Source organism: Adlercreutzia equolifaciens DSM 19450, assembly GCF_000478885.1.
Lineage (GTDB): Bacteria > Actinomycetota > Coriobacteriia > Coriobacteriales > Eggerthellaceae > Adlercreutzia > Adlercreutzia equolifaciens.
On the sequence record NC_022567.1, the window covers coordinates 145,716 to 159,293 of the forward strand.

At 64.2% G+C, this 13,578-nt stretch carries 1 protein-coding gene (cut by both window edges); it reads left to right on the forward strand.

The whole window is internal to an InlB B-repeat-containing protein gene (locus AEQU_RS00465; protein ID WP_022738184.1) on the forward strand: the coding sequence, 74,766 nt in all, runs 21,999 nt past the left edge and 39,189 nt past the right edge, and what appears here is coding positions 22,000-35,577 (codon 7,334, complete, through codon 11,859, complete); the first complete codon in view begins at position 1. The start codon and the stop codon both lie outside this window.

The following is a 13,578-nucleotide window of genomic DNA, read 5'->3' on the forward strand; positions in this document are numbered from 1 at the left end:
GTGCAGTACGGTACCGAGGCCTACAACGAGAAGACCTGGGACGAGGGCCTGGGTACGGTGTCCTCCACGCCGAACCTGAATTACTGGCATAACTCCAACGCCTCAAGCATCTGGTATATCGATAACGGTGCCTATTATGTGAAAGGCAACTCGCGCAACAGCGTCAATGTTCAGATGCAGATGACCATCAACTGCTCGGTGGCCATGGACGTTACCTTCGAGGTATATGCTTCAACTGAGGGCTACTACGACAAGCTCATCATGTACGACAACGGCACGGAGCGCGGCCGTTGGTCGGGCAGCGTCTCGTGGCCCAAGCAGACCGTGCGTCTCGCCGCCGGCAGCCACAACATCATCTTCGCCTATGTGAAGGACGGCTCGGTGTCGCGCGGCAGCGACATGGTCGGCGTGCGCAACATCAAGTACACCTCCGATGAGTACACCTTCGGCCAGCTGAACGCCAACTCCGACAAGAACCTCACCGAGGTGTCGGTGCCCTACGGCAAAACGTTCCAGTTCTGGGCGAACCTGCGCAATATCTCGAGCGACGCGCCGCTGAATACGGTGCAGAACGGGCTTGTTACCAAATACGGCTCGGGCAAGCTGCAGGACTCGAAGAGCGGCCACTCGAAGATCGACGACAACGACGTCACGCTGAACTTCCCCGTGAGCTTCGAGACGGGCATCAAGACGAGCGCCACGGATACCGTGGATGCATGGACCGGCTTCCATCCGGTGAGCTTCCTCATCGATGAGGCCTACCTGAAGTGCTACCCGCAAAACGATGACGGTAAGCCGAACCTCGTGGGCAAGCTGCGTCTGTGGGGTATCGCCACGGGTCAGATGAACAATAGTGCCGCCGACACCCAGGCGGTGAAGGTGGTCATGGCCCCCTACTACGCCAAGGCCGACGGCACCGAAGTGCCGCTGGCGGCCAACGGCTTGAAACCTGAAGGCGCCGAGCGCCTGGCCGGCTGGTATGTGGAGTCGGTCGACAAGGCCGGCGCGACGACCACCTATAATTTCGCGGATATTGATGCGGCGAAGAAGGTGGCCTACAACGGCAGCGGTAACTTCACCTTGCCAGAGTCCATCTGGTACAACGAAGGCATCGCCTCGGTGACCCAGTTCCAGCTCTACGCCTGGAAGGACATGGCCGAGGAGCCCTCCTCCGGCACGAGCGGCACCGTGAACAACCAGAACGTCGTCGTCAACGGCTACATGGACGCCAACTTCGAAACGGAGTCCATCATCACCGCCAAGGCCGAGACGCATCTGGATTCCTTCCGCAATCCGCCTTACACAATGCCGGCGAACGATCCGTTCAGCATCGTGCGTACCGACAGCTCGCGTGTGTTCGTGTCGAAGATGTACTTCGACACGGTGAGCCGTGCCGCCTACGCCGACGTGAACCAAGGCGAGACCATTACGGACAAGTCCGACGAAAAGGAAGAAAGTGTTCTCGACACGCTCATCGGCTTGCCGCTCAACGACACGGTGGAAGATGGCAAGACCATCAAGGGCGCTCTCACTATTCTGGAAGAGAACGGCTACGACTGCTACCTCTACGGCGACGATGCCGGCTACACGCCCGGCGAGGGCGATCCGGCCGCGACGGACAAAAAGTACTTCACCGACTACAGTGAAACGATAGCGAAGGACTTGGTGCTCGGCGCCGAGTTCGCTGAGGATCCTGCCGCTACGGGCGCCGACAAGTTCCTGTATCACGTGACCGATGTGGGCGGCGTGGAGAGTCGCCGTCAGGTGGTGAAGATCACCCTTTCTCTGGGCAAGCAGAAGGAAGTCATCGATTACGACAGTATTATGGCGTCGGTAGTGGGCGAAACCGATATCGACGCGGCTCGCAGCACGTTGGCAGCTGGCAAGATGGACGTGCTGGATGCCGTCGTGTACGATTACTGCGAGAAGAAGGGCGGCGATGGCGAGGACGCCGATGATCCGGTCTACGCCAAGGGCCAGATTATGCGCGTCGATACCGTCATGGCCGAAGATGATGACAAGGGCACCAAGCGCGTTGTGCAGATCGTCATTTCGCGCGGTCTCGAGCCCGACTTCTCCGACTGCGTCAACGACACCATTGAGAACGTGAGCGCGCGCTTCGCCGACGAGGCAGTCTACAGCGTGCAAATCGTGCACGTGAAGAACGACGAGTACGCCGAGGGCAAGGTCATCTCCGTGCGCGAGAAGGATCCCGAGTCCACCGACGATGAGAAGCTCACGTACCTCATCATCACCGTGAGCGACGGCCCCACCGATGCCATGGTTGAGGCCACGGCCTTCCAGGCGCTCATCACGGCCGGCACCCATCGCGACGATGTGCTGGCAGCTCTCAATGGCGACGACACGCTTGCTTTCGGCGACGATGCCTTCGAGTACGTCATCAACGAGGTAACCGAAGAGACGAACGAGGCCGAGGCGGGCACGGTGCTCGCCATCACGCGCGTGGAAGCTCCCGAGGGCGCCGAAGCGGGCAAGCGCTATATCGACCTTACCGTGTCGAAGGGCAGCTGGACCGAGCAGCGCCGCGTGCTTCTGGCCTCCTGCCAGGGCAAGACGGTCGACGAAGTGCGCACGCTCATTGCTGCTGCCGACTTCGCTGAGTTCACCATTGTGGATGAGGCCCAGCAGGAAGAGTACAGCGAGGGAGTTGATGCGGGCAAGGTCGTCTGCGTCCACGTGGTGGACGGCGACGAGACCGGCACTCAGCTCTATCTCATCCTTTCCAAGGGGCCGCATATCACCGAGGCCATGATGGCCATGACGCCCGAAGAGGCCAAGGCGGCCTTGGAGGCGTACACCGACGTGACCTATATCGTGACGTTGGCCTACGACCCGGATGCCGTGAGCGAGACTCAGCTCGCAGGCTCCATCGTCTCCATCCAGACCACCGATGCTCCCGCCGAGGGCGCGGTGGAAGGGGCGTGCTACGTCACCATCACCGTGGCCGGCGCCGAGCCGATCACTCCCACGCCGGAGGACGAGGTGGCGGCCCAGGCCGAGCAGAATCAGGCTCAGGCTCAGGCCCTCTCCCGCATGCTCATGGCTCCCATGGCCGCTTCGGGCGCGGCGCTCTTCGCTGCAGCTCCGGCGGCGTATGCCATGACGAGCCCGAGCGCGGCTGACTCTGCGTACTACGACGCCACGACGGGCACCACCCAGGTGCTGCCTGCCGGGCCGCCCGCGGGCTATACCCGCTTCAGCAACTACACTTCCGGTTCGGGCGATTCGCACCACAGTGGGCATTCCGGCTGCTGGGGCAACTCCAACGACGAGGGCTCCGCGAACTTGTCCATCGGCTACAAGGCCCAGGGCTCCTTCCTGGCCGACTTCCGCCAGGTGCGCACGACGCCCGGCACCACGCGTCCCGAGGCGACGACGTTCATGGAGCAGGGAACTTACGGCAACTACACCATCTACGACTCGGCGTACAGCTGCCCGAGCGAGTACAACGGCACGAAGACCGCCTTCTACCAGTATGCAACGAGTGCTCCCATGCCCACGGATTCGCAGTTCGGCACGGCCATGGTGAATGCGTCGACGTCCGCGAATCTCTATGACGTTCCCGAGGCCCATATCCGTTACGACACCGTGGGCGGCATCACCTACAATGCCGGTGCGCGCGTGAAGCTGACTCAAACGTTCACCTCCACCACGCCCGGCGTGCTCGGGTTTGACGCCTACTATGTGAAGATCCACCAGCAGGCGCTGCCCTACATGAATGGCGTAACGGTGTACTTCAGCGACGGCGGCACCATGGAAGTGTCCGGCAACACCATCCGCGAGCAGGCGGCGGCCAGCGGTGGCTCCTTCCAAACCGATGCGAACGGTGCCAAGTACTTCCGTCTGAACTTGCTGAAGACGAGCACCACCGAGGCCGACGGCGCGACGAGTGTCGTCCATGAGCCGAGCTTCGGCGTGAACCAAGCCGATGCCTTCAAAGACACCTTCCTTGGCTACAAGGACGGCGCCGCCATCACCACGGTGGACAAGATCGTCTACGACGTGACCATCAACCAGGGCGCGCTCAATGCCGATGGTTCGGCGAAGGTGTCCGATTACGGCACCTGGTTCGCCGACAGCCAGAGCTCGGCGCTCAACTGGGCCAACGCCATGTCCTTCGAGGTGACGGGCCGCTTCTACCGCTCGCCCTCCACCATCACCTGCACCACGACGGCCGAGATGGTCTTGGGCGGCGAGAACCAGGGCGAGACGACCTACCTCAACAAGGCCGTCGAGCGCTACAGCGGCTCCCCCAACGGGGCGTCCACCGGGGATGCGGCTGCCAAGTCCCAGGCGGCCGGCACCATCACCTCCGGCAACGACCAGACAAAGAGCAGCTTCTCCTACAAGAACTTCCACCGTGTGGGCTTCTGCCACTACCAGCGCTATAGCTCCGGTGGTTACAGCTACTATCATCATACCCACCCGCTCTCCTTCGACGAGGGTAAGATGCGCCACATGAAGTCGCTCGTGAGCTTCAGCACTTACGACTCCCGCAACTTCCTGCGCAAGAGCTTCCGGGAGACGACGCCGGTTCAGGGCACCTACGCCAACGGCGACCGCAACAACAATGCCGCCAACAACTACAAGTTGGGCAACGACTCGAATATCGACGCCGGTTACGGCGAGACGCCTATTGCCGTGGAATACGGCAGCGACCAGCGCTTCTGGAACGCGCTGTATCGTTGGCCCGCCGGCTCGAACAATTCCAGCTACGGCAATTCGAACTACCAGCCGTGGGGCGGCTACATCACGGCAGCCGACTCCCTGAAGATCGCCGACACGCTGCCGACCATCTATCCCGACAGCGATATCGAGTACTTCGGCTTCTTGGCCACGGGCCTGCAGTTCAAGAGCCAGGCCGGTACGAGCCGTCACTTGGATCCCTATCGCTACACCACGGTGGTGAACAACCCGAAGAACTTCGACGACGTCTCCATCGTGCTGCACACCACGGCGTGGGCGGCCGACGACGAGGCCGCCAACGACGCCAAGAAGGAAAAGGGTTATGCCAACGGCTTCAGCCCCAACCCCGATGCGAACCGCACGATCACCGTTAAAGAAAACTTCATGACGGTGACCGACGCTGCCGGCAACACCACCATGGTGGACGCGCACCTGAACCCGGTGACCGACCGTACGTTGTCCCCGGGCCTGCGCGACCTGTTCGCTGCCGCCGACCCTGCGACCGGCGTGCTGGCCGCCAACCAGCCCACCTTCAACCAGGCGACCACCTATCCGCTCTACACCAACGAGGTTACCGAAACCAGCAGCACCACCAACACCACGGCCACGACGACCAAGCGCTTCGCCCGCAACAAGGCTGGCGACGCCTATATCTGGTTCAACCGCGACTACGATCACGATCCGGATTTCTACAATTCCCAGAACTCCGATGACGATTGGTACGCGGGCACGATGCCCTTCACGCTGTATCTGGCCGACAACGAGTTCGTCACCAGCTACGAGCTGAACCTCGGCCCCTATGCCGGCGACGCCGACGCCACAGCCGAGACGGCGCGTTTGTACGACGGCGATGCCGATGGTGTGGTGAGCGATACCACCGACGGCACGCTGGCCGTGACCACGAGTGTTGCCGGTGCCGTGCAGAGCGCCGACTTCGCCGTGGTGGGCCGCCCCTATATTTACGAGCAGCAGGCCAACCGCGCCTTCGCCGCCTACAACGGCAGCGACTACGCCAATGCGGCCTACGGCGTGGCAGATTGGAAGACCAACGCCACGAGCACGGCCACCGTTTCCATGCGTCGCGCCTACGATACGACCGATCAGGTGACGCCGACCCACCAGGTGTACGAGCAGAACTACTATTATTGCTACAACAACTACTACAACTCTTGGACGTGGGCCTACCACTGGAAGAACCGCAACGCCGCCACCGATCAGGCGAACATGTACGCCTATCGCGTGAATTACGGCTACGACACCACGCTGCAGACCGACAACAACGGCTTGTGGCGCACCGACGAGATGGCCGGCAAGGTGCCCGGCACCGCCGTGGACAACACCGCCGTCATTACGGGCCGTACGCAAGTGGCCGGTGTGTCGGGCGGCAGCACCGCGCCGACGAGCAAACTGATCACCAAGCCGACGTCGACGGATCTGAAGCTGTCGGAGACGAGCAGCGCCTCGACGACCTACGACGAGTCGGTGGGCGCCACGCTGAGCAAGACGTGGAGCGAAGGCCAGGCTGCCGCGAACCTGCCCGCGGGCACGACGACGGCCGTGGCCGACGTGCGCACCATCTACGACTACAGCACCGACAACATCACGCCGAACCGGGCCTCCTACGAGGTGCGCTACCGCAACGCCTCCGATGCCTCCGGTGCGACCGACGACGCCAACGCCGGCGCCCCGCGCCGCGCGGCCCACATCAGCGAGATCACCCTGCGTTCGGAAATTGACACGAACTTCGCCAAGCAGAACAGCGAGGACTTCGGCATCTTCCGTATGCAGAACCTCTATATCCCCGAGTCCATCGCCAAGTCCGCGGCCAACGTGGCCCGCACGCCTCACGCGGCGACCGGCACCTGCACCCAGTACCGCGACGCCAAGGGCGCGTTGCACTGCCAGGACGGCTGCACCTGCGACGAGTGCGCCAACTCCTGGTTCTCGGTGCGCTCCATCACGTTCCGCTACCTCGATCGCACCGGCGCCGAGCAGACGGCCCAGGTGATGTGGGATCGCCTCGTGAGTGACGGTCGCGTGGAAATGAGGGGGGGCACGGTGGGAGACGCTGACGGCGACGGCGATGTGGCGGTTGACGTGGAGGGCTACCTGCGCGCCTATACCGCCGCCCAGGCCGAGGCCGACCCCGAGGCCGGCATTGCCCTGCTCGCCGCGGGCCTGCCGCTTTCCGGTGCCGATGGCGCGAGCTACGACACCTACAAGGCACTCGAGGAGACGAACACCCTCACCGGCGGCTTCGGGGCGCTTTCGGCCAATGCCGAGTATGCCAAGCCCATTGTCACTTCCATCTCGGTCGCCTTCGTGGCGCCCGAGGCCAATCGCCGCTTCGCGAGCACGATGCTCGACGGCAGCCAGTGGCTCACTCGCTACAGCCTGCGCAACCTCACCGATGATGAGGCCAAGACGGCGGCCGATGCCGGCGCGGCCGAGAAGAATTACGCTTTCCGCTATGATGGCGTCTTCGCCGACCGTACCGTGAACAACTTCACGTCCGCCACCGCCGCTACCAACGATCCCACGGAAGGCAAGTGGGATACCACCTCGACCCCCACCTTCGGCAAGGTGTTGGTCGAGAACGCCCAGGATCAGCTGAACAAGACCTTCGACGGCGAGAGCTCGCGTCATCAGCTGTACGTCGACCACGTGAAGTCGAAGGATCCCAACGCCGCCACCCGTGTGGCCAATTACACCACCAACGCCTCGGGACAGCCGGTCTTCTCCTCCTGGACCTATTACAACAACACGGCCGCCGCTTCCACGGCGAGCAACTGGTCGGCCCAGTACGACGTGGAGCACCGCCTGGGCAACATGGATATCTCCTACGTGCGCGGCAAGAAGGTGAACCTGTATGACGCCGATGGCACGGTTAAGACCGACGCCGACAGCAAGCCGCTTGTGAAGAGTATCTTCGCTTACGATTTGGATTCCACCAGCGATGCGATGCCCTACAGCTACGAGGATTGGGACGAGACGGGTCATCGCAACGAGGTGCCCGATGGCGCTCTGTACGCTGGCGACTACCTGGAATACACCCTTGAGATTCGCAACGAGCCCACCGCCAATGGCGCCGCCACGGTACCCCTGAACTTCGTCCAGGGTCGCTTCGAGGTGAAGCCGGGCCAGCGCATCGTCGGCTGGGAAGTGGTGGAGTCTACCGTAGGAACCACGACGGTGGGCGACACGGGCAAGCAGTACTACGGCGCCGATCCGCTCACCGAGGCCGAGTCGGTCGCGCTTGTGACCGCCCAGATGCTCGGCGACAAAGTGGTCACCGAGACCGATCCCGAAACCAACGAGACCACCACGTCCGTGGACGGCTTGGAAGTGTCGCTTGACGATGCGCAGCCCCATACCGACCTGACCGCCGCCGCGCCGGCGCGCGTCAGCGCAGACGGCGCCTACACCGTTGACTACAGCAAGACCCGCGCCCTGCTGTTCAGCGTGGGCTCGCCGGCTGGCGAGTCCGATGGCGGCGCGGCGACGCTGCCCACCTACCTGAATCCCACCGAGCACGTGGTCATCCGCGTCATCACCCAGATGACCGACGAGCTGCAGGCCGACCGCGACGCCTATAACGGAGCGAGCAGCGTTGCCTTCACGGGCGATGCCGATGCCATCTCCTACAACGGTGCCGAGGTGGACGCCACCTTCACGGTGACGAGCGCTCCCACCCACGGCTATACCCAGTTCCTCGTGGCCAACGACGACGACACCGTGGGTGACCGCACCCTCGATTACTACGGTCCGTGCAGCGGCCATCCCACGGGACACCCCTACACGGGCTCGTTCGGCTTGGGCGCGAACGTGTACTCCATGGAGCAGGGCCAGTACCGCTACGAGAACACCGACCCGGGCTACCACAACGTCTACTACTTCCATCAGCCGACGCTGGTGGCCAACCTCACCGACGAGAAGCAGTACGGCGCCAAGGCCACCTCGAAGGTGCGCTTCTACGAGCACGACCGCGATGTGACCGATTCCGACATCAGCAACCACAGCGCGGGCAAGGTGACGAGCCATGGCGGTACGAGCCCCGATGGCACCTGGTGGCCCCAGGTGCTCGTGAACAACGTGTTCGCCGCCAACGTCATCCTGAACGACCCGAACATGCGCGCCTTCGCCCAGGCCGATGCGACGAACAACATCCTGAACCCGTCGAACATGATGGCGAACCACACCAACGACGTGCAGCTCACCTACGAGTTCCCCTACGATTCGGCCACCCGCCGCACGAGCAAGGCGAACCAGGACGGCAACCCGCTGTACCTGCATGTCACTAACATGAAGAACACCACCTGGCACACCGGCGATGTCACCGTGACGGTGCCCTTCACCGAGGGCTTCGATAGCGCTCGCCAGGTGCCGACGGGCAGCCAGATCTTCGAGATCACCGGTCATGACATCGCCTACGAGGAGAACTTGGCGGCCAATAAGAAGCTGACCGACCGGCCCGTGGTGAAGATCGAGTACTACATTCCCTCGGCCAACGACGGCGCCGGAGCCTGGCTGCGCCAGGATGATGGCTCCAACGAGCTTCTGAACTACATGTCCGGCCGCGATTTGGATGCTGAGGTGACCGACGCCACGGCTTTGGCCACCGGCCGCAGCAATGCCATCGAAGGCACCGACCATGTCGTGAACATCAACCTCTATCGCGAGGCGGCGGCCATCCGCTGGACTTACTACGACGTGCCCGCCACCGATGCGGTGGAAGAGGGCGACATCACCACCTGGACCGTGGGCCAGGATCAGCCGGCGGTGACGGCCACCACGGTCAATGGCGTGACCACCTACAGCGCCAACAAGGACGTGCCCGGCTACAACCTTCCCGACGTGACCTTGGAAGGCGTGGGCCGCTACAACGACCTGCGCGATGCTGCAGCCATCGCCGAGGCCTACGAGGAGCCGGCCAACTACTACGAGAGCCACCTTCAGGTGGACATGGCCATCGACCACAACCACAACGCCGACATCACCGAGAACGCCGCCGGCGATGCCTCCGACTTCTCCCATGACGGAAGCCGCCTGAGTGCCGCGGCCAAGGCCGCCGACGAGCCGGCCAGCGTGGTGACGTGGCGCACGAAGCAGAGCGAGTGGAACGCCACCAACACCGGCCTTGCCAAGCAGGAGCCTATCCGCGTCTACCGCAAGGTGCCCAACGCCGCCTACCAGACCCAGGTGTTCCAGAGCGAGGACTTGGCCAGCGCGCCCTACGCCGATGATGCGGAGCAGAAGCTGGGCTATGTGCCCGGCGAGGTGTTCTGGTACAAGGACACCCTGCGCAACGCGCGCCTGTCGCTGACGGCCAGCAAGCCGGAACTCAACCTTGCCGCCGGCGGCTACGCGTGGTCCTACGACGCGGGCTCGGGCGAGTACCGGTCGGGCAACTTCAACGTGCATAACTCCAATTCTAAAATGACGACCAAATTCACGGTGTACTCGACCACGACGTTCTCCTTCGATTATTACTACTATTCTGAGAGCTACTCTTACGACTATCTCACGGTGGACTATACGCGTACGAACGCTGCGGGCACTGCTTCGTGGCGAGCAGCCCGCTGGGGCGGCCTTGATGGGGTTTGGCATACGTATACCGCCCAGCTTGAGCCGGGCGACTACACTGTCACCTTCAATTACCAGAAGGACGGAAGCGTCCACGCGGGCACTACGGGTGATCTGGACACCGCGAAGCTGCGCAATATCTCCGTGGGCGCCGACGCCACCCTGACGGCGGCCGAGATCGGCACCTACAGCGATACCTATCCCGATACCGTTATGGTGCCGGGCACCTCCGAGCAGGGCGCCGGCGAGGGCGAGCTGTACAACCCGGTGTTCTACGAGCGCATCCCCACCACCTATCTGCTGACCGCCGCCAAGGCCGCTGGCTTCACGGGCGCCAACCTGAGCAGCGCCGATGGAAAGGCCATCACGGCGGCCTATCTGGAGCAGGCCCTGGCCGGCAACGTGCGTTGGACCGACATCGCCGGCAACGACGTGACCGCCGAGCGCACCCACGGTCTGCGCCTGAAGGTGACCCAGGTCGATAGCGCCGAGGCCACCGACTTCGGCGGTGCCATGGATTACGTCTCGGCCGATCGTCTGGCCGCGGTGTCCGGTAACGTGACCGGCCAGGCCTTCGCCGACCTCGACCCGCGGGCCACCGGCCTTTCGGCGGAGGGCGACCCGACGGCGGTTTCCCATGAAACCGATTTCGCCACCTTCAAGATCGAATGGGTCTACGACGAGCACAACACGGCCGGCGCCGCCGGCATCAACGCCCCGGCTCTGGATAATCCGCTCGAGAGTCTCGTGGCTGCCGAGCGCGAGCTGCCCACCGGCTCGGTGAACCCGAACGGCTTCGGCATCGACGGCGCGGAAGGCACCGAGGACGATGCCCCCAACATGACGCAGCTGCGCCCGACCGACCGGGCCGATTACACCTCCACCTGCATGGAAGTGGGCGACACCCTGGAAATCTGGTTCCCCGTGCGCGCCGCCACCGAGAACCTGCCCCAGGTGATGCTCGATCTGGACAAGTCCGCGAGCACGGCCAAGACGGCCGACGGCGCCGCGAACACCGCGGGGCTGGAGCCGGCCTACCTGCCGCGCTTCGGCCAGTACTACTTCGCCGTGAACGCCACCAACGATGGCAGCCTGCCGCTGTTCAACCCGTCGCTGAACGCCGCGACGAATGCCGCGGCCTCCATGGCCACCGGCGTGAACCGCGTCCAGACCCAGGACGCGCTGCTCGACATGGACTCCCTCATGCACGAGAGCGCGTTTAGCGCCGATAAGCCGAAGCATGTGGACAACTGGAGCTTCCTGCGCAACGCCCTTACCTACATCCCCGGCAACGCCTCCAACGACGGCGCCTACAGCCACGGAGCCAACGACGTCTTCATGGACGAGGACGTGAAGACCGCCAACAACGTGCAGCAGGTCGCCTACGTGGTGGACGGCCGTCCGACGACGGCGGCCGATGCGCTGCGCAGCCCCCGGGCCGCAGGCTACACCTACGCTACGGTGGGCTTCGGCCGCGCCCGCGAGCGCGACTACTTCCAGTTCGTCACCGGTCCGCGCATCGAAGAGGCGCGGGTGACGGCGGCCGGCTCCGGCGAGCTTGTCGACGAGGACGGCCCGCTGGCGGGCACGGCGCTTTCCGGCACCCCGCTCGTATGGTCCCAGACCCGCGTGCACCTGCAGAAGGCGTGGCTCGCCGGCTCGAGCGCTTTTGTGGCCGACGGCACCGATTACCAGGCCACGCGCCGCTACAACACCCAGGATCCGAACAAGACCTGGAACCTCTCGGGCAACCTCGCCACGGCCCAGGCCACGGTGAACGGCACCACCACCAACCGCGGCATCGAGTACGGCCAGTACGAGACCGCGTTGCAGTACAACGACGAGTTCACGGCGCGCCTGACCGCCTACAACTACGGCGACCGCAACCTCGATGGCGTTGAGTTCACCTACATCATGCCGCGCGGCGTGGAACCGGTCATCGCCGAGGACGGCACCGTGTCCCTTAAGGCCGAGCTGCTCGGTGCGGCCAACGGCTATACCAACGGCCTGGCCGACAACGCCGGCGCGGCCACGGGCGAGAAGTACGCGCCGAGTGTTGTGGAAGCCTACCTTGCCCTCGATCCGTCCCAGGTAGAGGTCGAGGTGCTGCAGACGCCCTATTCGGCCTACGCCGGCTACGATGCGCCGAGCGCTTCGCAGGATCCGGCCAGCTACCGCACCGGCAATCGCGGGAAGGCAAATATGGCCGACCTCGCGGCCGATGTGACTGGTTCCACCTACCTGTCCGTGCGCTCCGGCGAGGACACGACCGCTATCGACAAGAACCTCATGAAGGGCGAGAGCTACGTCAAGAGCTCGCAGCCCTGGGTGCTCAGGATCACCGTGAAGCAGTACCTGGGCAAGTGGTACGGCCGCGCCATCGACAACACGGCCGCCAACGCCGCCGACCCCGACGACGTGACGAACAAGTACGTGGAGGCCTACGAAGCCGGCGGCTACAAGCTGCGGGTGAACGTGCGCAGCCACGTGTTCGGCAACAACGAGAACGGTGCCTGGTATGACCGCGTGCTCGTGGCTCCGTGGGACAACACGACGATCGTGAACACCGTCGAGGGCATCGCCGGCGCGGGCAAGACGGCCGATCTGGCCGGCGGCGGCGCCGTTGCGGCCATGGCCGCGGTGCTGCCCACCTCCCGCGACGAGGAGAACGACGAGAGCGCCGTTCTGGCCACCATCCTGACGGCCGCTGGCGGCGCCGACGGCGATGGCGACGACGAGGCGCCTTCCACGATCGTGCCCGTCGCCGCTGCCAACGGCGTGGGGGTCTACGATCCGCTGGCGGGCGTCACCCGCACTGCCGGCAGCACGGTGCCCGCCGATGCCGAGGCCGCGCCAGTTGTGGCTCCTATGTCCGCCGAGCCCGCCGCCCAAAGCGACGAGTCCCTGCCCGAGACGCCCGAGGCGTTCCAGGGCTACCTGTCCATGACCGTGGACGCCGCCGCCACGCGCCTTAACGGCGACGGCTACCAGGTGCTGCGCCGCGGCGTGCCCAGCGACACCGTTGCCGAGGGCGTCATCATGGCCATCTCCGAGGTGCACGCGCCGGCCTACGAGACCAATCCGTTGGCCCGCTATGTGGAGATCGTCTACAGCACGGGCGTCGATTTCTCGCCCTATCTGGCGATGACCCCCGACGACGCGCAGGCGGCGCTTGAGGCGCGCGGCTTCGAGGTCACGCGCACCACGATGGCCAGCTTCATGGTGGCCGAAGGCGCCATCATGACCGTCGCCCCCACGACCACCCCGGCCGAGGGCGATCCCATGAAG